Source organism: Geosporobacter ferrireducens (genome assembly GCF_001750685.1).
GTDB classification, from domain to species: domain Bacteria; phylum Bacillota; class Clostridia; order Peptostreptococcales; family Thermotaleaceae; genus Geosporobacter; species Geosporobacter ferrireducens.
Window position 1 is genome coordinate 1,883,650 of sequence record NZ_CP017269.1, and the last position, 22,060, is coordinate 1,905,709.

The 22,060-nt window shown below is 39.2% G+C and carries 20 protein-coding genes; 3 read left to right on the plus strand and 17 right to left on the minus strand.

Annotation, left to right across the window (positions count from 1 at the left end; all coding sequences use genetic code 11):
* Window position 1: 1 nt before the first annotated feature.
* The 17 genes from Gferi_RS09150 to Gferi_RS09235 all read right to left on the minus strand — a co-directional run bounded on the left by Gferi_RS09150 (window position 2) and on the right by Gferi_RS09235 (window position 19,976).
* Window positions 2–1,507 carry a sodium-dependent transporter gene (locus Gferi_RS09150; RefSeq protein ID WP_069975758.1) on the minus strand — a complete coding sequence of 502 codons (1,506 nt, stop codon included), beginning with the start codon at window positions 1,505–1,507 and terminating at the stop codon, window positions 2–4.
* A gap of 459 nt (window positions 1,508–1,966) precedes the next feature.
* The gene (locus tag Gferi_RS09155; protein WP_069975760.1) at window positions 1,967–3,421 is read right to left on the minus strand and encodes a sensor histidine kinase; all 1,455 of its coding nucleotides are present in this window, start codon (window positions 3,419–3,421) and stop codon (window positions 1,967–1,969) included.
* Entirely contained in the window at window positions 3,402–4,106 is a 705-nt protein-coding gene (locus tag Gferi_RS09160) for a response regulator transcription factor (protein ID WP_069975762.1), read from the minus strand. Before Gferi_RS09160 ends, Gferi_RS09155 begins: the two co-directional genes overlap by 20 nt.
* Before the next feature lie 54 nt (window positions 4,107–4,160).
* A complete protein-coding gene (locus tag Gferi_RS09165; RefSeq protein ID WP_169832976.1) occupies window positions 4,161–4,838 on the minus strand; it encodes an ABC transporter ATP-binding protein in 678 nt (225 codons plus the stop codon).
* A gap of 11 nt (window positions 4,839–4,849) precedes the next feature.
* Window positions 4,850–5,455: a hypothetical protein gene (locus tag Gferi_RS09170; RefSeq protein ID WP_069975765.1), complete on the minus strand. Its 606-nt coding sequence runs from the start codon at window positions 5,453–5,455 to the stop codon at window positions 4,850–4,852.
* Between the two features lie 63 nt (window positions 5,456–5,518).
* Window positions 5,519–6,709 (minus strand): ABC transporter permease, encoded by a 1,191-nt coding sequence (locus Gferi_RS09175; RefSeq protein ID WP_069975767.1) that lies wholly within the window; start codon window positions 6,707–6,709, stop codon window positions 5,519–5,521.
* 15 nt (window positions 6,710–6,724) lie between these two features.
* Window positions 6,725–7,969, minus strand: coding sequence for an efflux RND transporter periplasmic adaptor subunit (locus Gferi_RS09180; protein ID WP_069975770.1), 1,245 nt, complete (start codon window positions 7,967–7,969; stop codon window positions 6,725–6,727).
* 251 nt (window positions 7,970–8,220) lie between these two features.
* Window positions 8,221–9,030, minus strand: coding sequence for a hypothetical protein (locus tag Gferi_RS09185; protein WP_069975771.1), 810 nt, complete (start codon window positions 9,028–9,030; stop codon window positions 8,221–8,223).
* A gap of 338 nt (window positions 9,031–9,368) precedes the next feature.
* A complete protein-coding gene (locus Gferi_RS09195; protein ID WP_069975775.1) occupies window positions 9,369–11,525 on the minus strand; it encodes a DNA topoisomerase III in 2,157 nt (718 codons plus the stop codon).
* 81 nt (window positions 11,526–11,606) lie between these two features.
* Window positions 11,607–12,740 (minus strand): ABC transporter permease, encoded by a 1,134-nt coding sequence (locus Gferi_RS09200; protein ID WP_069975776.1) that lies wholly within the window; start codon window positions 12,738–12,740, stop codon window positions 11,607–11,609.
* Window positions 12,741–12,750: 10 nt separating this feature from the next.
* A complete protein-coding gene (locus Gferi_RS09205; protein WP_330389637.1) occupies window positions 12,751–13,554 on the minus strand; it encodes an ABC transporter ATP-binding protein in 804 nt (267 codons plus the stop codon).
* A complete protein-coding gene (locus Gferi_RS09210; protein WP_169832977.1) occupies window positions 13,544–14,536 on the minus strand; it encodes an HlyD family secretion protein in 993 nt (330 codons plus the stop codon). The genes Gferi_RS09205 and Gferi_RS09210 overlap by 11 nt, the downstream gene beginning before the upstream one ends.
* 16 nt (window positions 14,537–14,552) lie before the next feature.
* Window positions 14,553–15,164 carry a TetR/AcrR family transcriptional regulator gene (locus Gferi_RS09215; protein ID WP_069975778.1) on the minus strand — a complete coding sequence of 204 codons (612 nt, stop codon included), beginning with the start codon at window positions 15,162–15,164 and terminating at the stop codon, window positions 14,553–14,555.
* A gap of 289 nt (window positions 15,165–15,453) precedes the next feature.
* Window positions 15,454–17,163 (minus strand): glycosyl hydrolase family 18 protein, encoded by a 1,710-nt coding sequence (locus Gferi_RS09220; RefSeq protein WP_083273467.1) that lies wholly within the window; start codon window positions 17,161–17,163, stop codon window positions 15,454–15,456.
* Between the two features lie 183 nt (window positions 17,164–17,346).
* Window positions 17,347–17,868, minus strand: coding sequence for a chromate transporter (locus Gferi_RS09225; protein WP_069975780.1), 522 nt, complete (start codon window positions 17,866–17,868; stop codon window positions 17,347–17,349).
* A complete protein-coding gene (locus Gferi_RS09230; protein ID WP_069975781.1) occupies window positions 17,865–18,404 on the minus strand; it encodes a chromate transporter in 540 nt (179 codons plus the stop codon). Before Gferi_RS09230 ends, Gferi_RS09225 begins: the two co-directional genes overlap by 4 nt.
* A 456-nt stretch (window positions 18,405–18,860) precedes the next feature.
* Window positions 18,861–19,976 carry an aminopeptidase gene (locus tag Gferi_RS09235; protein ID WP_069975782.1) on the minus strand — a complete coding sequence of 372 codons (1,116 nt, stop codon included), beginning with the start codon at window positions 19,974–19,976 and terminating at the stop codon, window positions 18,861–18,863.
* 230 nt (window positions 19,977–20,206) lie between these two features.
* Between Gferi_RS09235 and rd the strand changes: the two genes are divergently transcribed.
* The 3 genes from rd (at window position 20,207) to Gferi_RS09250 (ending at window position 22,060) form a co-directional block, all read left to right on the plus strand.
* Complete coding sequence (rd, locus tag Gferi_RS09240) at window positions 20,207–20,368, plus strand: rubredoxin (RefSeq protein ID WP_069975783.1); 162 nt, start codon at window positions 20,207–20,209, stop codon at window positions 20,366–20,368.
* A 130-nt stretch (window positions 20,369–20,498) separates the two neighbouring features.
* Window positions 20,499–21,395 (plus strand): DMT family transporter, encoded by an 897-nt coding sequence (locus Gferi_RS09245; protein WP_069975784.1) that lies wholly within the window; start codon window positions 20,499–20,501, stop codon window positions 21,393–21,395.
* A 158-nt stretch (window positions 21,396–21,553) separates the two neighbouring features.
* Window positions 21,554–22,060 carry a transposase gene (locus tag Gferi_RS09250; RefSeq protein WP_207645811.1) on the plus strand — a complete coding sequence of 169 codons (507 nt, stop codon included), beginning with the start codon at window positions 21,554–21,556 and terminating at the stop codon, window positions 22,058–22,060.

Below are 22,060 nucleotides of genomic sequence, written 5' to 3' on the forward strand. Positions count from 1 at the left end.
ACTATTTCACCTCCTCGGCGTTATAAGACAATGCGCCTTCCTTCCAAGGTTTTGACGATACATAGAAGGATATTGCAATAATTACTGCTACTACACCCCAGCCAAATAACAACAATGCAGATGTTGGATATCCTTCATAAGGTGCTTTCATTTCTAGTACAAAGTTAGAAATCAACATATACACCAACACGGCTGGTGTTACAAACTTAACCATAACATCCCACCACTTGCCAACGGGATAGATAGAAATTGGATTCGCATGTTCTCTGATTTTGTGTGCACCGTATACCCATCCAATCAACACCGCTTCAGCTAATCCAACGGAAACAATACCATAAGAGTTGATAAAGTGGTCAATGATATCCAGGAAATACAAACCAGCACCTGTTGCGAATAGGATCCCTACTAAATACCCGATTCCAATCGTATAATTAACTACTTTCTTTCTGCTGGCCCCTGTTTTATCAATTACTGCTGATGCAAAGGCTTCAACCATGGATACAGAAGAGGTTATACCTGCAAAAACAAGGCAAGTAAAGAAGATTACGCCGAATACTACACCTAAAGGTCCCATCAGTCCAAATACTTTAGGGAACGCTACGAAAGCAAGCCCGATACTAGCTGTAACAACTTCTTCTACAGGTACCCCCTGGCTTGTTGCCATAAATCCTAGAATACCAAATACCCCGATAGCTGCCAAGAATTCAAATCCACTGTTTGCAAATGCAGTCATAAAAGCACTGTTTACAATATCTGTTTTCTCCGGCAAATAACTGGAATACGTTATCATAACCCCCATGGCCAAACTCAAAGAGAAGAAGATTTGTCCATAAGCAGCAATCCATACCTTTGGATCCATCACTTTAGCCCAATCAGGAGTAAATAATTTGTTTAAACCTACAACTGCACCTGGTAATGTAATTCCTCTGATTACGATCAGCACCATCATACCAATAAGGGTTGGCAGTAATACTTTGTTCACTTTTTCAATACCACCGGAAACACCACGGTAGCAAATAAACCAGTTAATAAACCATATTAAAGAAATACCGAAGAATATCGGCCATTTGATTCCGCCGAGTTCAAAAGGACCACTGGATAAGCTTAAGAATTCACCAAAGAAGAATCCATTTGGATCAGAACCCCACGCTTGTGTAAAGGCTAGGAACAAGTAATTCACTGCCCAACCTAAAATCATAGAATAATAAGTTAAAATAACGATAGAGTTAAAACTCGGCCACCAGCCCAGCCATTCCCATTTTTTATTGGCTCTTGCTAAGGCCAAAGGCGTGGACCCCTTAAACTTGTGTCCAAAGCTGTATTCAAGAATCATCAGAGGAATACCCGCTGTAAATAATGCAAAGAAATAAGGAACTAAGAATGCGCCTCCACCACTGGAGTAAAGTAAGTATGGGTATCTCCAAATATTTCCTAATCCTACTGCTGAACCAACTGCTGCAAGAATAAAACCTATTTTGGAACCCCATTGATCTCTGTTTTGAGACATAATTTCACCCTTTCTTATTTTATTTTATTAAGCTTGGAATAAATTTGACAGCATCCCAATCGCCAAAATAATAGTTATAATTGAATAAATAAATCCCCTAAACATATCGCTCTTCTGACGATGGATGATTCTCTAAACCTCCTTCCTTAAAATATTACAAAAATGTAAAAACTATTATATGTTATTATATTACGAACAAAAAAATGTATCAATTTTCAGATTTTTATCAATAGTTCCAAAATATATCTATTTTTTGCTATTTTGCTCTTTTATCTTCCGATTCCTTTTATTCACTAAATATAGATCTAATTTTTTTCATATTTCATTTTCGTTTCCCGACTTTGCAAAGACACTTTTAAATTTCTAAACATAAAAAATTCTTTTACTTATTTCTCTTAACAGCAAAGCCACCTGATTTTTCACAGGTGGCGATTCTTCACACTTCATTTGATTTTTTCTTTAAATTAATTCGGGGCTGGGCATTTCTATCCAAACCACAGTTCCCTTATTTACTTCACTTTCTATTCCAAATGGAAATTTATGGGCTTGCAGTATGTTTTTCACGATTGCCATCCCTAGCCCCGTACCGCTGCTGTCTCGCTTTCTTGATTTATCTACCTTGTAGAATCTATCCCATATATACGGCAAGTCTTCTTTAGGAATTCCTTTTCCATTATCAATAACCTCAACCCGCATCACATCATCCTTCTCACAGATTTTGATGATTATTCTTCCATGATTATAAGAATGGTGGATCGCATTATCGATAATATTGTAGAAAACTTGATAGATTTTATTCTTGTCTGCATAGATCAGAAGATTTTGACTTTCCATTTCTAAAACAATCTCAATATCATTTTTTGATGCAAAATAAGAGAGTTTCTCAATAATATAATCTAAAATTTCTTGTAATGAAAATTTTTCATATACTAAATCTGAGTATCCGGATTCCATTTTTGATAAATAGAGAATATCTTCCACCATATTATTTAACCGGTCAGATTCATCGATAATTACTTGGAGGTATTGTTCTTTATCCTCTGCATCGAAATTATCCACATCCTTTACCACCTCAGCATAAGCTTTGATTAAACTAATAGGCGTCTTTAGCTCGTGAGACACATTGGCAATAAAGTCTTTTCTCAGTTGTTCAATTTTATCCAGCTGTCTTGCCAAATCATTAATGGTTTCCCCCAACACTCCGATTTCATCATTGGAGGAATGGAGGATCTCTACTGAAAAATCTCCCTTGGCGATCCGCTTTGAAGCATCAATAATATTCACAATGGGCTTAGCAAAAAACTTCGCCAGCGACAAAGCTAATACAGTCCCTATACACAATGAAAAAATCGTAATAATGGATAATTGTTTTTTCAGAATACTTGTAGCTTCTTCGATCGGTGCTAAAGCTGTGAAGATCACAACATTTCCCACCAGTTCCTCTGCCCGAAAAACAGGCACACCTACAATTACAGACCCTTCCGGGGATCTAGAATGCATTTTTTGAATCACAAAAGGCTCTCCCTGTGCAATATAGCGCTCGATTGTCTTATCACCCAAAACCGGGGCAAGGAATCTCCGGTCATTTTTATCTGGTTCTCTATTATTGATAAAGATGCGGCCAGGAGTATTTACAAATAAGATATCCTTCTTTTTATCAACAATCATAACAATCGCATTAATAGAAGTTGTAAAGTGCTGAATCTCTTCCAGCATTTCCTGAGATATTGCGCTGCTATCATCAGATTCCAGCATCAATGACCTTAGCTTTTGTGCTTCATTCAGCAGAATGCTTTTTCTTTCCCTAATATAAAATTCATTTAAAAAACTAATCTGAAACAACCAAATGATTAATAATATGAGCAATACTACAGCCGTAATACCGAACCATAATTTACTCAGTATGCTTTTCATTTTCATAACCCACCTTAAACTTATACCCGGTTCCCCAAACGGTCTGTATATATTTCTTATACTCACCTAATTTCTCTCTCAACTGCTTAATGTGCGTATCCACGGTTCTCGCATCTCCGATAAAATCATAACCCCAGACATGATTTAAAAGTTGCTCCCTTGAATAAACAATCTGTGGACTTCTTGCAAGAAAATAAAGCAGTTCGTATTCTTTAGGTGTTAATAAAACTTCCTGACTTTCTAATAAGACTTGTTTATACATGGCTTTGATTTGTAAAGCCCCGGCCTTTATATCTTTCTGCTGCTTTCCATTTGGTTCCAAATAGCGTTTTAATACAGCCCGTACTCTCACGGCCATTTCTTTTAAACTAAAAGGTTTTGTCAGATAGTCATCTGCACCCAAATCAAAACCAAAAATTTTTTCGTATTCCTCACCTCTTGCAGTAAGCAATATAATGGGAATTGTTGATTCCTGACGTATTTTTCTGCAAACTGTCCACCCATCAATTTCAGGCATCATAACATCCAGCAATATGAGGTCGTATTTTCCTTCATCCACCTTTTCCAAGGCCTCTCTGCCATTGGCTGCTGTCTCAATCGCATATCCTTCCTTAGACAAATAAAGCTGAATCACATGACGCATTTTTTCTTCATCATCTACCACAAGAATTCTTGCCTCATTCATATGGTTCCTCCCCAATATAGAATTGCCTGTATCAGATGGATTGTTTATCCATAGCTATTCTTCAACAATCTTTCCATCTTTTACACGAACAATCCTTTTTGCCTCTTTTGCTACACCTAAATCATGGGTAATCATTACGATCGTATTTCCTTCCCTGCTTAATTCCGAAAACATATCAATTATTTCTCTGCCTGTTTTTGAATCAAGTGCTCCCGTTGGCTCATCAGCCAATAATAATCTGGGTTCACCGGAAAGAGCCCGGGCAATGGATACTCTCTGCTGCTCCCCGCCCGATAATTCCAGAGGTTTATGCTTCATTCTGCCGCCTAATCCAACCTTTTCTAATAGCAGCGTTGCTCTTTCATATGCCTTTTCTTTATTTATACCGCGAAGAAGGAGTGGAAATGCTACATTATGAATCGCTGTATATTTAGGCAGAAGATTAAATCTTTGAAAAATAAATCCAATTTCCCGGTTTCGAACATGGGCCAGTTCATCATCGTTTCTCGCTTTAATGTTCTGTCCCCCTAGTATGTATTCCCCAGAGTCTGCCACATCAATGCATCCAATGATATTCATAAGCGTTGATTTTCCCGAACCGGAAGGCCCTAATACGGCAACAAATTCTCCTGCTGTCACTTCTAAAGATACTTCTTTCAGTACTGTCAATTTATTTTTACCCAGCTTGTAGGATTTGACAATATCCTTCATATAAATTATATTATTCTCCATATCCATATCTTCTACCTTCCCTGCATCACACGAACCTGGGTAATCATTTCTTTATCATTTTGATCTAGCCAGATTTGCATTATCATTCCTTGATAAATATCTGCCAGATCCAGTTCTTTCTGTGTGTTTTGGCCAATCGTCATAATTGGAACCCCCACAGGAATTAAGATTGTTTTCGTTTCTCCTGTAAGGTTAAGCTCTCTATTGGTTCTCTGCTGCCCGCCACCGCCGGGTCCTTGCATTCCAGGTGCAGCGCCGCCAGCAGGCATTCCACCAGCAGGCATTCCACTTCCACCACTTGCCTGGCGCTCGGGTGTTTGCTGTGCGGTACTGCCTTGCTGTGCTCCATTGCCTCTTTCCGGCATCTCCATCAATTCCAGTACAACTTCATTTCCTACAATACTCTTTACCCGTCCACTTATATCTGCTCTTTGGAATTCCTGCCTGCCATTATTATTCTGCCCATTACTGCCTTGCTGATTTGCTGCCTGCTGACTTTGTGTCTCATTATTGTCCTGTGTAGGTTTATCCACTGCTGCATCCGTTTTATTGCACGCAGAAAGCAATAAAGAAATCCCGATAATCCCTGTAATCATAAAAACATATTTATTCTTCATGTCATCGACTCCTTTGCATAATTTGGTAAAATTTCTACAATGCCCCTTTTATCCGTCTTCCCTTTATTCATAATTTAGCGCATCAATTGGCTTTAGCGCTGCAGCCCTGGAAGCGGGATAATATCCAAAAAAGGTTCCTATCCCCACGGAGAATCCAAATGCAAGCAGGTAGGCAAATGTTGTAGGGATGGCTCTAACTTGAAAGTAATTCATAACCGGCATTGCCAGAATGCTGCCTAGTATACCCAATACGCCTCCTACTGCACTGATGATAATCGCTTCTAACAAAAACATCAGTAATATATCCTTTTTTCTTGCCCCGATGGCTTTTAAAATTCCGATTTCTTTGGTTCTTTCTTTTACAGAAACAAACAATACATTCATAATCCCAATACCGCCAACTACCAATACTACCACAGCTACTGCAAGAAGCATCAATGTCATGGTTCGGGCTGAATTCTTTGCAGACTGCAGCCTGTTTCCTGCGTCAACAATCCTGAATTGATCACTCCGGTTACGATATACCTCTTGTAATACGAGATTGATTTCCTCAATGGCTGATTCTACATGATTGATATCCTTTGCCAAGGCAATGATGCTGGGTCTTGCGAATCTCCCTACTATGTATTTTTCTGCCACTTTATAGGGTACAAATACTGCACTGTCAGGAGAAATCCCCCCCATTGAAGAATCTCCCATGCGCTTTAAAATACCCGTAACTTCATACCGTCTTCCAAATATGGTTATCCTCGCACCTATTGCATCTCTGATTTCATCTCCGAAGAGCTCCTGTGCAATATCTGAACCGATAACAGCTACCCGCTCTGCATCTTCATTCTGCTCTGCAGTAATAAACTCTCCATAGGCTAATTCCAGATTGTTAATCGTTTTTAAATCTTCCGCAACACCCCCTATGGAGGCTGAAGCTGAAGTGGTTGAATAGCTAACGTCACCCCTGCTGGCAAGAATCATGGAGATATTTTTAATGGAAGGGGCTTCGACCCTAATCTTTTCTGCCAACTCCGAAGTTAATCTTTCTGTAGACCGTGCGCCAAAGTTGGCCATAATTTGAAGCGTACCTACATTTAAACTCTTAAACTGTTCTTCTACACTGGCTTGACTGCCGTTTCCAATAGAAATAACCACGACAATCGTCAATGCCCCAACAATAATTCCTAAGGTGGTAAGGAAAACTTTCGTTTTATTTCCTTGAATATTCATAAAAACCGCTCTGAGAATTTCAATTAAACTCATCTGCTTCACCTACGCTTATTTCTTATTTTCTATCAATACTACTTCTCCTACATTTAAGCCTTCCGTTATTTCAACATTTTTCCCATCGGTTAATCCTGTCTTAATGTTTCTGCTCTCTATATTTCCATTCTGTGTTTTCACTTTTACGGTTTGCTTTCCATCTACCATTTTCACAGCTTTATTTGGAATAATCAATACATCTTTACGCTGTTTCAGTATAAAGGATACAGAACATGTCATGCCGGATTTGATTTGATCGAAGCCGCTATCCAGTTCAATCTTAACATCATAGGTAACTAAACTGTTTTGATCTACCTTGTGGAGGGATGCAATAGATATTACCTTTCCTGTGAAAATTTGTCTCTCCATTGCCTCAAATGTAACCTCTACCGTTTGCCCAACCGCTACATTCGATAAATCCAATTCAGAAACAGGGACAATTACCTCAATCTTTTTGGCATCAGATACGACTAAAAAATGAGTGGTATCTGCTGTAATTTCTCCAGAACTGTTTGGCGTTGTAATATTCTCCCCTGGTTTATAGGCAACATTCAGTACCTTAGCATTTACATCGGAGCGCAGGACTGTATTATTCAGCTCATCCTGGGCTGTTTCCAGTGTAATTTTAGCCGTTTCCACGTTTGCTTTTTCCAGTTCTAAATCCAGATCTGAGTTTAATAAGACATTATACCTTTCCTGCTGGACTGTGTAGGCAGCTTTCGCGCTCTCATAGGACATTTTTTTCAATTCCAGCTCTTGCTTGGAATAATAATTTGTCATCTCCAACATAGGCAAATATTCCATTTCAATTTGATCCAGCTTCGCTTTTAAATCTTCTAGCTGCTGCTTCTCATTTACAAGAGACAAATTGGTATTCTGTTTTTTCTGCTCTAAATTCAGCACAGCTCTGTCATAGTTTATTTGGGCCGTTTTTAGTTTTTTTATGTATTCTGAATCATCCAACTTCGCTAATATTTGTCCTGACTGTATCTCGTCATCTTCCTTTACATATAATTCCTTAAGCTTTCCCGATAAGTTAAAATTCAGATTTACCGTTGGAATTCTAGACCTCCCGTCCCCTGCAAACGCAATGGTCAAATCACCTCTTCTTACACTTTCTTCTGTTACTGAAACGGTTTCTCCCGATGCTGCAGGTGTCGTTTTATCAAGCATTTTAAAGCCATAGAATCCACCGCCTGCTAAAATGGAAAGAATCATTCCTATTCTAATAACCTTGTTTTGAAATATTTTTTTCAGCAACCCCTATTACCTCCTTTTATTAAATCCATCATCTCATGCTAAACTGTATTATATTGCTTAATTGTGATGAATTTGTGATGACATTAGCAAATCTTTATGAATTCTGGATTTTCATATCCACTTTTACTGAAAAAATTTGAGCCCTCGCAATATGCAAGGGCTTCTTATTATTTACATTTACTATTTTTTAGATTGTTTTTCTGTAGCACTAGGGGGTGCTTTCGGCAATTATTTATTTCTACACTTCAGGATTAAGCATCGTTCTTTTCTTTAGACGGTCTTGTCTTTAATGCTTTTAAGTTCTCTGCTTCCTCTTTGGTGAGTATACCATCCTCTACCAATTGGTCAAAGATATTTTTTCGCTCTATTTTATTTTCTTCAAAATATTTCTGTCTCTCTTCCTTCGTCATGTTTTTCAGCTCTTCAAACTGTGCCTTTTTCGCTTCTGCTTTTTTCTCAAAATATGCCTTTAAAGCTTCAGCCTTTTCCTCTGTTAGCTTACCTTCTTCTACAAGCTTGCCAATAAGCACGGACATGTCTTTTCCATAGCCTCTCTTGCCTAGACCTTGCGGCATCATTTCTTTCATTTTCGCTTTTATTTGTTCTTCCTGAGCTTCTGTAATTACGCCATCTTTAACCAATTGCTCTATGAAATCGACTCTCTCTGTTTTATTCGCTTTATTTTCCTCAAAATATTTTTGGCGCTCTTCCTCGGTCAAATCTTTTATTTTTTCAAATTCTGCCTTTTTTGCTTCCATTTTTTCTTCAAGATATTTTTTTACTTCCTCAACCTTTTCTTTTGAAAGGGTTCCTTCTTCAGCAAGCTTGTCTAGAACTGCCTCCAAGCCTTTTCCTGGTACTTGACTCTTTAAAGCAAAACCGTTCTCTTTTTTAAGTTCACTTCCTGCCTTAAATTTCTGCATGATCTTTGTGTTTTTTTCAGCGGCTGCATCGGCAGTTCCCTCTGTCTCTTTTGCAAATACAGCACCTCCCATTGTAAACATCATGCTGCTGACCAATACACCAGAAAGCATTTTCTTCATGAATAGTCTTTTCTCCATTGCTATTCTCCCTCCTTCAAAATTTATTGTCATTCGTTCTGACAGTACTATTATGTACAAACTTTGTGAGGGTTTTGTGAGGATCTCATGGGAAAATTTTAAAATTTTTGTGATAAAAAAGCAAAATCCAGCAAAAATTTTTATCCCTATTTATATGAAGTATCTTAATTATACCTCTATAGATGTGTGACTAATATATTTAACATTCAACCCGATTTTATTCCAAATCCTGGTAGGTGGGGACCTGTGTGTCCTCCCGAAAATGCAGCGGGCAGACACAAGGACTGCCCCTACGACCTTAGATGGATAAATAAGCTTTCTCAATGATGTCCCTGACATCATGTCTGTTTTTCCTGTTTTTCAAAATCAAAGGACCAACCCCAATAGCCTGATTCCAGTTGTTTCAGTTTAATTTTTGCGTCAAATTTCCCTCCTTTTGGAGATACGACACCTTTTAGAAGAGCTTCACCCTTTTGAATCAGTTGTTTAACAATTGTCTTACTCATCTTTTTTCTATATCTGGCCATAAGTTTATCCTGCTTGAATAAACCAAACTTGCAGCCCTGTTTATAATTACTGCAGTAAAAGTTTTTGCTTCCTTCAAGGATTTCTCCAACCTTACAGGCAGGGCAAATCCCCAACTTTTCTTGAGCCGTAGCTGAAGCTGCCGCTTGACTTCCTTTTCTTCCTGTTTTTTTTCTTTCTCGTTCAAATGCAATCCTTGTTTCTCTTTCATAGGCATCTTTCACCAGAAAAGCAGTAAATCTCCCAATTCCTTCCATGAATCTCTTCTCATCCATTTTTCCCTTTGCAATTCGATTCAATGCTCTTTCCCATTTTCCTGTCAGCTCTGGCGAAGATAGTTCTTCTGGCACAATGGCAATCAGATTTTTTCCCTTTTCTGTAGGAATCAAATTTTTACCCTCTCTAAGTACATAACCTACCTCAATTAATCGCTCAATAATGGATGCCCGAGTAGCTGGGGTTCCAATCCCACTCTCCTTTAACTGCTCCCTGAGGTCCTCATCTTCTATAAACTTCCCCGCATTCTCCATGGCTGATAGCAATGCAGCCTCCGTATAGCGTTTTGGCGGCTGGGTTTGTTTGTCCTCAATGGAAGTCCCTTTAACAAGGATTTCCTGTCCTTTCATAACTTTCGGAATATTATCTTTGCATCCATCTTCATCACGGTATAGGCTTTGCCATCCCAGTTGCATTATCTGCTGCCCTGTGGTTTTAAACCATTCTTCCATTACTTCTGATATTACCGTGGTGCTATTATAGATATAATCTGGGAAAAACACAGACAAAAACCGTTGGGCAATTAAATAAAATATGTTTTTTTCCTCTTGTGAAAACTTACTCACGTCTGCTTTCTTATCCGTAGGAATAATCGCATGATGGTCGCTTACCTTGCTGTCATCAACAATCTTTTTACTAATCGGCAGCTTTTCCAGTTTTAACAAGTATTCACAAAACTCTTTATACTGTCCATCGCGCAGGTTTTCAATCTTCTTTTGAAGTCCTTTTATGAGGTCCTTTGATAAATATTTGCTATCTGTCCTTGGATAAGTAATCACCTTACGTTTTTCATAGAGTCCTTGTGCAATGGTTAAGGTCCTTTCCGCCGTATAACCATAGCGTTTGTTTGCATCTCGCTGTAACTCTGTTAAATCATAAAGCAGTGGTGGTTTTTTAACAATTTTCTTAGATTCAATATCTTTCACAAATCCTGACTGGTTCAAAACCTTCTTTGCCAATGCCTCTGCCTTTTCCCGGGAATCAATCCGGCTTTCCTTGTTCTCTTTATCTATCCAAATTCCTTTATAGCTGCCAAAATCTCCATTTAATTCCCAATAAGCCTGAGGAATAAATGCTTCAATTTCCTTTTCGCGCTTTACAAGAATCGCTAAGGTTGGTGTCTGAACCCTGCCGATGGTTAACAGACTGTTATATTTTACCGTATAGGCTCTGGTAGCGTTAATTCCAACCAGCCAGTCACTTTCACTCCGACATTTTGCAGATAAGTAGAGGGCATCATAATCCTTTCCATCTTTCAAATTTTCAAATCCCTCTTTGATGGCTTCATCGGTTAAGGATGAAATCCAGAGTCTTTTCACCGGCTTGCTGCATCGAGCTAAGCTGTAGATATATCTAAATATCAGTTCTCCTTCTCGTCCTGCATCCGTAGCACAGATCAGCATAGATACGTCTTTATCTGCCAATAAAGTTTTGATGATTTTATACTGTTGATAAGTCCTTTTAATAGGCTTTAGCTTCATTTCCTCCGGAATTACAGGAAGTGTCCGCATATCCCACCGCTTATATTTTAAATCGTATTCCTCCGGATCACATAATGCTACCAGATGTCCGATAGCCCATGTCACAACATACCCATTTCCTTCCAGATATCCTTCACCCTTTGTTTTCGCCCCCAATACCTTGGCAATATCCCGGGCAACGCTAGGTTTTTCCGCAATAACAAGTTTTTTCATGTGTTTCCCCACTTCATTTTCAAATGTTTATATATAGTTTATCATATATAAACACAAATCCAAAGCTTCATCCCCGCCTGCCTAATCCAACCGCTTTTTAAAACGCAGTACTGCAATAAAAACCAGCAAAAGTGTAAAGAAAAGTAATAAGCCGATCTGCCATGTCAGCGCTGCTGCACCAACCCCTTTTAATACAATCCCGCGGATAATCTGCAGATAATAGGTTAATGGCATTGCAAAACCCATCCAATAGATCGGTTTGGGCATTGTTTCCCTTGGAAATACAAACCCAGAAAGTAGAACACTGGGCAACAGCAGTAACAATGCCATCTGCATGGCCTGCAGTTGGGTTTTTGCAACGGTTGAAATGATCATTCCCATAGCCAAAGCACAAACCACAAAGCAGGCTGAGAACAGCAGCAACAGCAGCATACTGCCTCTTACCTCCATATGGAAAACGACCATTGCCAGAATCATAACCAGAAAGAAGTCAAAAAATCCAATGAGAATATACGGAACCAGCTTCCCTAAAATCAATTCTATGGGACGCACAGGGGTAATAATCAATTGTTCCAGTGTCCCCCGCTCCCTTTCACGAACAAGAGAGAACGCCGTTAAAATAATTGTAATATTTTGTATGACCAGTCCAATCAATCCAGGTATGGTAAATTTAATACTTTCCATGGCCGGATTATAAAGAATTCTCGGCTGTGCCAAAACACCGCCGGCCTTCAGGCCCATAGTCCCGGCTTTCATGAGGGTCTGCTCCCTTATCTTTCTGCCAAAGTCAGAAGATAGAAGCACCGTACTGGAAAGTGCGGTTCTTGCCGTTGTGGCATCACTGCCATCTATCAAAAATTGTACCTGTGCTTCTTTTCGTCTTTTTATCTGCCTTTCAAAATCCGGCGGAATGATTAATCCAACTTTGACGGTTCCTCTATCAATCATTTCCATGATTTCACGATCACTACCGGCATAATACCGGTCGATAAAATAGTCTGTATGCTTTAGTTTTTGGATGAGCTCCCTGCTAAGGGTACTGCGGTCCTGATCAAATACAGCCATATCTACCCGCTCAATTTCCAGCTTTACGGCATAACCAAACAAAAACAGCATCATCAACGGTGCAATCAGAGCAATTGCCATGCTGGCCTTGTCTCTTCGAATATGAATAAATTCCTTTTTTACAATAGCCATAAAACGTTGTACACTCATCTTTATCCCCCTAATCCAGATGATTCTTAATTTCCATAAAAGATCCGCTAACCTTGATATCACTCATCCGTTCTACATAGGAGATAAAAATATCCTCTATGCTTTGTCGGCCCTCCTGCTGTCGGATTTCTTCTACAGTTCCTAATTGCATCAATTTTCCCCGGTAAATAAATCCCAATAAATCGCAGCTCTCTGCCTCATCCATGTAATGGGTTGTCACCAGAATGGTAATGCCCGATTTTGCCAGTTGATGAATAACGCCCCAGAAGACTCTTCGAGATACAGGGTCCACTCCTGCAGTGGGTTCATCTAATATCAGCAGTTTAGGCTGGTGCAATAGTGAGCATCCTAGTGCTAGTCGCTGCTTCCACCCCCCTGAGAGTACACCTGCTAATACACTTTCTTTTTCCTGCAGTCCGCATAGCTCTATGGTATCTTGAATTCGTATTTTTTTCTCTCTTCGGGGAATTCCATAAATAGAAGCAAAAAAATCCAGATTTTCTTTGATCGTTAAATCCTCATAGAGTCCAAATTTCTGAGACATATACCCAATGCTCTGCTTTATTTGCTCTGCCTCTTTTAAAATATCTAAACCAAGTACAATTCCCGAACCTGAGGTTGGTGTCAGCACACCGCAAAGCATCCGGATGGTAGTAGACTTTCCTGATCCATTCGGCCCCAAAAAACCAAAAATCTTTCCTTTTGGAATGGAGAAACTGATATTATCAACAGCAGTAAATTCTCCAAAGCTTTTAGTAATATTCTTTATTTCTATAGCATATTCCATCATTGCACCCTCTCCGTTATAGTTCAACGTCCAACATCATTCCAGGATTTAGCTGTGCTTGTCCTTCCAGAATCTTTATCTTCACTTCATGTACCCGATTGTGGCGATCTTCTTTCGTTGTCACATTTGAAGGAGTAAACTCACTTTTAGGGGAGATAAAGATGATTTCTCCCTGAATGTCATCGTTCTTAAGGATATCCGAAATAAGTTTTACCTGCTGTCCTAAAGCAATGCGATGCAGTTCTTTTTCCGGTATATAGACCTTTATCCAGAGATCCTGCAGATTTACTAATGTCACAAGGGGCGCCCCCAGAGGTAAAAATTCACCTTGTTGAAAATTTTTATATAAAACCATACCTTTGGCAGGGGATGTCACAATAGCTTTCTCCTGCTGCAGCTTAGCCTCTTTATAGGCTGTTTTGGACTGTTCTGCAAGATGCCTCTGTGCTTTAACTTGATCTTCTCTTACACCCTTCTCCAACAGCTTTACTCTGGTTAATGCTGTATTTATCGCTTCCCTGGCATTTTCCATCGTGGTGCTGGCTTGATCCAGCGAAAGCTTAGCATCTTTCAATTGTTGTTCTGGTACAGCTTCCTTTTCAAACAATTCCTTTGCCGTCTCATAAAGATCCTTTCTATATAAATAGGTCTCTTCAGCCGTTATAAATGCCTGCTCCGCCGTATTAACCTGCTGATAGGCCATATCAATTTCTTCCTCACGCGTTCCTTTTTTAAGATCCTTTAGCTGAGCTTCCTGTGCTTGATATGCCGATTCCCGTTGAAGTGCAGACAGTTCTAATGAGGTATCATCCAACATTGCAAGCAACTGTCCTTCTGTTACTTGATCCCCTTCAGAAATACTGATTTCTCTTATAATGCCGCTTAACTCCGCTGAAACATCTATTTGTGTTGCTTCTACTGTACCGGTATACCTCAAATTTGTCTCGACTTTTGTACAGCCTGAAATAAGTATTGCAATGCCTAACAATAAAACCAGTTTTCTTTTCACAGAAATGCCCCCCTTTTTATTTTTTTGCAATTCCATTCAATAAAACATCAGCCATTTGTTCTATAATTTCTTCCTTCGTCAAACCTTCAGCTAGATCTTCATAACGCTGCAGGAGAATACTCATGATAGCTGCACCTACCATTATTCCAGTAAGGATAGACGGGTGATATTGCCGGAATCGCCCTTTCCTCATTCCTTCAGCAAAGAATCTATCAATAATTCCCTTAATAGGAGGAATAATTTTTTGAAACCAAAGGTCTTCAATATCAGAGTGGTATTGCACCTCATTCAATATAACCTTGATAATAGAAAAATGCTGTTGGATCATTTCCAATCTATTTTTCATAAAGGTAATCAATATTTCGCGATCACTTTTTTCAACATTATGATCGAAAATTTCTACTATACCATGTCCTGCAATCTTGGGTACCATTACTTCAATGGCTTTGTATAGAATTCCATGCAGTAAATCCTGCTTTTTAGGAAAGTATCGGAAAATAGTCCCCTCTGCAACACCTGCTTTCACTGCAATTTCTTTCGTCGTTGTGCCATTGTATCCTTTTTGAGCAAAAATTTCGATGGCAGCCTGTATGATTCTCTCCTCTGTGGTTTCTAATTTTGTATCCACAATATACACCTCCTAAATGAGTGATTACTCACTCCTATTATTTTATACCTTTTAAATATTTTATGCAATCATCCATTTCAAAAAATATTTTTGTCATTTTCCCGGGAAATATTGCAGCAAATGACAAAGTCCCCTGAAATATAATGGTTTTTATATTTCAGGGGACTTTATCATTTATATTTTTTGTAGGATTGATAAAAATGAGACGTAATGCGGACGAACACTGTTCGTCCCTACCAGTCTCACGTCACATGATTCAACAAATACGAAACATAACTCATAGGCAGTCCTAAAAAGGATTGTGAAATACTAATGCCTTATGGTCTTTACCCTCTTTTATCATCTCCTGCAATACAGGCCAGACTGCCCTATCCTCAAAGCCTCTTCTCCATGCTGCAGTTCCTGCCAGTTGATATTTGCTTACTAAACTGGCTTTTAATGCAATCGATCTGGGGTCCTCCAGCCAGATTTTGAATATGCCCTCATCCTCTTCGTATTTAGCGAAGTATTGGCCTGCAGCTTCATCCCAAAGGACATCGGCTTTTTTCTCAAGAATGATCTCCTTTGCACGCACCATGGAGATCGCTTTCGATTCTACCTTATTCTTTCCATTTTCATCTTTATATTCACGCCATACCCTCGTATAAAAAGGCAATCCAATGAGCATTTTTTCTTCCGGAATGAATTCTAAGCTTCTTTGAATTCCCCGTTCTACCCATCCGATAGATGCTACAGAACCGCTGACGGGACTGGAAGCCCAGTGTTCATCATAGGTCATTACTGCCACATAATCGACAATACTTGCCAAAGCTTTCCGGTCATATACCTTTGACCACTGCTCACTGGTAGAAGGTACCGTTACGTCTACCGAAAGCACCAGGCTCTGTAGTTTGATTTGCGTTTTTAGCTCCTCCATAAAAGTTACAAAGGCTGCTTGATCTGCATAATACATATTTTCAAAATCTACATTGATTCCATCAAGATTATATAGGCTGGCATAAAATACCAACTGCCCGATCACCTTACTTCTTATATCTTTGTTGTTTAGAACCTTAGAGGTCAGATCTGGGTCAAAGCTGTTATCTACCAAGGCCCACACCTGATACCCCTTTTTATGGGCCTCTTCCACGTAACTTTTATCAGCCTTGTTCAGTACCGTCCCTTCCTCATCCATTACACTAAACCAAGTGGGTGCAATGACATCCAGTGCTTCAATCTTCTCTTCTTCTGAAAGCTTCGGAGATTTTTCATGGACATATTCCCATGCCAGATTAATTTGTTTTCCACGATCGTTAAAATCTTCCCTTTTTATATTCATCTGATAATCCGTGGTATTTTTCTCATAAATCTCACTGACATATTTTTTCTCTAAATATCCAAAGTTCCCTTCTTGACTGCGTACGCGAACCCAGCCATTCTCCTCTTCCAGAATACGAACCTGGCTGCCGTTGTTCAATCTCTCCACTGCAAACGTAAAAAAGGTTCTTTTTGGGGTTAAACGCAGCGGATTTCCCGTTACAATTCCCCACTGCTCTTTTTCTGAAAATTCATCAACAAAAACTGTCCTTCTATTTTCAGACAGACTTATATTAAATCCCTCGATTTTTTGCAGCAATTCCACAGGCACATAAATTTGACCCTCTAGATTCTTGGTAGGTATATTGATACTGATTTCATTATCCTGAATCATCCGGGTCAGTTTTAAATCTTCCAGTTGTATTGCCTTATCCTTTAAAGGAATAAATACCCGTTTTTGATCCTCTGACAGGGATATCCCTTCACTTATATGCTGCTGCACTACAGCAAAAGGCAAATAAATTTCCGTATCATCGATGTAGGGCTCTTCTATATCTTCAATTTCCACATTACCGATTACCAGCTTTATATGATTATTTAAAAATGCAGGATTTGTTTCCTTCCATTCTATTACACTAAAAACAGCTCCTATCAGTACGAACAGGAGTATCGCAGCAGTAATCATCCATCCTTTTCCTCTCATAGCCTCTCTCCCTTGTCCTTCATTTCTTATTCTATTGTACCATACTGACACAGCTTCTCTTGTGGTAATATCAGTAAGAATATCCGGATAATCTCCCCTGCAAACCTTAATGCCCGATGTTTTCTAACATACCGGACACAACAAAGAAAACCGCACTTTCTAAAAAGCACGGCTTAACTATCGTTAATAAAGCAATATACCCAATGCGCCAGCACCCAGGATGCTTAAAATTGGATGCAGCTTCAATTTATGAATACTAAAAAGCACCAGCAGTGCAATCAACACACTTTTATAATCGATAAAAGCTGTCCGACCAACGGAAATCCCTGCACTTAGAATCATCCCCAATACCGCTGGACGAATTCCTTCAAATACAGCCTTGGTCTCTTTTGCATCTTTAATTTTTAGGAAGTATCTTGCTACTAGAATAACCAGCATAAAAGATATAATGGTTACACCAATGCTTCCTGCCAGCGCGCCGGGATAACCGGCTACCTTATAGCCTACGAAGGTAGACGTATTAATCGCAATCGGCCCCGGAGTCATTTCCGCTATAGCAATGATGTCTACAAATTCTTTTGCAGTCAACCACTGATGATTGATTACTACTTCCTTCTCAATCAGGGGAAGCATTGCGAGTCCGCCGCCAAAGCTGAACCCTCCGATTTTCATGAATGTAATAAATATCTCTAATATTGTATTCATAGCCCCCGCTCCCTTCGATAAAGAACAAAACCCAGCAATCCTGACCCTATAATGATGGGAATGGGATGTATATGAAAGTAGGCAATCAAAACAACCACAATAAGAATCCAGGTAAGATTCTTTGCTGTTCTAGGGAGATTCTTTCCAAGTTTTAATACAGCACCTATAATTAATGCAACCACCGCAGGACGAATTCCCTTAAAAACTGCCTCTACAGCAGGCATTTGATGAAACTGTACAAAGAATACGGCAATCAATAAGATCATCAGGATAGAAGGCAAAATTGTAGCTGTACACGCCAATAAAGCACCTTTGAAACCAAACATTCTATAGCCTACATAGGTGGAAGCATTGATTGCCAATGCTCCCGGAATCGTCTGGGAAAGTGCAATTACATCCATAAATTCGTCTTCTTCAATCCACTTGTTTTTTTCCACAATTTCTTCCTGGATTAGAGGGATCATGGCATAGCCACCCCCAAGGGTAAAGGCACCTATCCGAAAAAATATGGAAAACATTTTTATTAAATCCTTCATAGGCTGCATTCCTTTCTTCATACCCGGCAAGGAGAATTGGAAAATACTTCATCGGTTCTCTACAAATTTTATATGATTTACTTTTTTTTGTCAAATACTATACTGTTGAATGTATTTTTTACGGGCAGACACAAGGCCTGCTCCTACAGAAACCGGGTATTGCAGGGAACGGCCTCATGCCCTCACCGCTCTCTACATAAATCTAAAACAGGAATGTAGGGATCAACGCCCTCGCCGGTACACCTATAAATAAGGATTCCCAGTCACACATCTATATAGATGTGTGACTGGGACATTTAACATTCAACCCGATTTAAGTCCTAGATCCTGGTAGGGGAGGATCTGTGGTCCTCCCGAAAATGCAGCGGGCAGACACAAGGCCTGCCCCTACGGTCTTGGATGGATAAGTAAGCTTTCTCAGTCACAGATCTCTATGCAGCTCCATTATTCTATTATTTATTTTAAGTTTTCTGGATTTAGACATTCCAGCTCAGGAATCACAAAAATGCCGTCCTTACGAACCAGCTTACCGTCAAAATAGATTTCTCCTCCGCCATATTCGGGAGTCTGGATGCACACCAAATCCCAATGAATAGCTGAGCCATTGCCATTGCTGGCATCATCATAGCTTTGACCCGGTGTGAAATGAAAGCTTCCCATAATCTTTTCGTCAAACAATGTATCCTTCATAGGTTTTAGGATATAAGGGTTAACACCGATAGCAAACTCTCCGATATATCTGGCCCCCTCATCGGTATCAAAAACCTCGTTGAGTTTTTTTGTATCATTGGCAGTAGCTTTAATAATCTTACCTGCTTCGAACTCCAAACGAATGTTCTCATAGGTAAAGCCCTGGAATACCGCCGGACAATTATAGGAAAGCACACCATTAACCGAATTCTTAACCGGTGCTGTAAACACCTCTCCATCAGGGATGTTTAATTTTCCATCGCATTTAATCACAGGAATTCCTTTAATAGAGAAGGTTAGATCGGTTCCCGCACCTTTGATATGTACTTCATCGGTCTTTTCCATTAATGCTACCAGGCTGTCCATTGCCTTTGACATTTTGCTGTAATCTAAATTGCATACGTCAAAATAAAAATCTTCAAAGTTCTCTAAGCTGGTATTGGCCAATTGTGCCATTCCCGCATTTGGGTACCGCAATACTACCCATTTTGTATGATTTACCCTTTGCTCAGAATGGACAGGTTTTTGAAATAGTTCCGAATACAGCTTCATCTTACTTCCTGGTACGTCACTGAGCTCATTTGCATTTTGTCCTGCCCGTATACCTATGTATGCATCCATATCCTTCATTCTTTCCAATTCATAGCGCGCCATCCTCTTCAGCTGCTCTTCTGTACAGCCTAACAGCAGCTCTCTCTGCAGCTGTGGATCTTTTACTGTAACAAAGGGTTTTGCTCCAACCTTATAAGCTTCCTTTACCAACGCCTTAACAAGGGGGACCTCTAAACCAATAATTTCAATGAGTATGCTTTCTCCTTCCTTCAGCTCCGTTGAATAATTGATTAGATTATGCGCCAGTTGTTGTATTCTTGGGTCTACCATTCTATCGCCTCCTGCTATTTATTTTTAAATTTTATTCTGCTCTCTATGCTATATTTAATAATTTATACATATAATAATTACTATATGGTACATTATAACATGTATGTTATCTGTAGGATATAAATTCTAGTAAATTTTGGCTTATTTTTTTGTTTAGGGTGTTATGATAATGGGTACAATCAGGATAGATTGTTTGTAATTATTTTTAATAGATGAAAGGAGAATGTTTTATGCAAAAATACAGATGTATTCCATGTGGTTATCTTTATGATCCAGAGGTGGGCGATCCAGACGGAGGTGTTGCACCAGGAACTGCTTTCGAAGATATTCCAGAGGATTGGGTATGCCCTGTATGTGGCGTAAGTAAGGATATGTTTGAACCTGAAGAGTAAAATACATAGAATGGAAGCTTCCTAGATCTCCTATGGAAGCTTTTTTCATTACTGAATCAATTTACTTATCGATGGTCATAGACTTTTATGATAAACTATTTAAGTAATAGAAATATAGGAGGCTGATTCGATGAAAAAACAACATCAGGCAGATCTAGCATTATTATTGGTCACTTTGGCCTGGGGAATCTCTTTTATACTCACGAAAAATACCTTAGATGCCTTATCAACCTTTAACTTCTTATCCATCCGATTTACCCTCTCCGCACTTACTTCTGCACTCATATTTTATAAGCGGATCATTCAACTGGATAAGGATACCTTAAAATATGGGCTGCTTATCGGGGTAATTATGTTTTTAGGCTACGCCACCCAAACCCTAGGGCTTAATTATACTACAGCCTCTAAATCAGGCTTTATCACCGGTTTTTCTGTAGTTATCGTGCCCATTTTCTCTGCCCTTGTATTAAAGAAGGCCCCTAAGCCGGCTGCAATCCTCGGAGTTGTATTTGCCATTGTGGGTTTAGGCTTGCTGACCTTGGATTCTAATCTGAGTCTAAACATTGGAGATCTTTACACTTTGATTGGTGCCTTCTGCTTTGCTTTTCATATCATCACTGTGAGCAAATACGCAGTAAAGGTAGATGCAATTAACCTGGCCATTCTTCAGATTGGTGTGGTTGGGATTTTGAGCGGTATCATCAGTTTTCTATTTGAAGCTCCAATTATTCCAACAGGTGGCAGCATATGGACTTCTATGTTGTTCTTAAGCTTTGTTTGCACCTCAGGTGCTTTTATTGTACAGAATGCCGCGCAAAAATATACCACTGCCACCCATACTGCTTTGATTTTCTCTGGAGAACCTGTTTTCTCCGCCATGTTTGCCTATCTTCTTGCTGGGGAAGTACTGACAGGTCGTGGAATCATGGGAAGTATCCTGATCTTATCCGGTATGCTGGCCGCAGAATTAGAAATTAAGCTTCCATTCCTAAAGCCAAAGGCGCAGGTACAGGATATGGACACGTAGTTCCCAGTGCGTAAAAGATGCATTATAAGATTGATTCATATTTTCTTCGTTAAAATCCTTGTTTCGATTATGGACGAAGCATGCTATCTCTAATATATTAAGGTATATTTTGTAGGGAACGCCCCCTGTGGCGTTCCGCCCATAGGACGGTGATGTTATTGGATTTGCCACAAAGAAAATTACAACGCCTGAAAAATTACGATTATAGTCAAAACGGTGCATATTTTGTTACAATATGTACGCAAAAACAATTACAATTGTTTGGAAAAATTGAAAACAAGATTTTAGTTTTAAATAATGCAGGCAGAATGGTATTAGATAAATTTGCACAAATTCCTGAATTTTATCCTAATATTTCAGTTGACAAATTCGTCGTTATGCCCAATCATCTTCATGCAATCTTGATGATACAGCGTATCAGAACGGCACAGGGGCCGTTCCCTACAATGCAATTGTCTGATTATATTCATCGTTTTAAAGTATTGACCACCAAATTATATATTGAGGGTGTCAGGAAAGATAGTTATCCCCCCTTTGATAAAAAAGTCTGGCAAAAATCCTATCACGATCATATTATCCGCAATGAAGTAGAATATCGAAAAATATGGGAATATATAGCTATCAATCCATTGAAATGGGAATTGGATAAATATTATAGTGAGTAA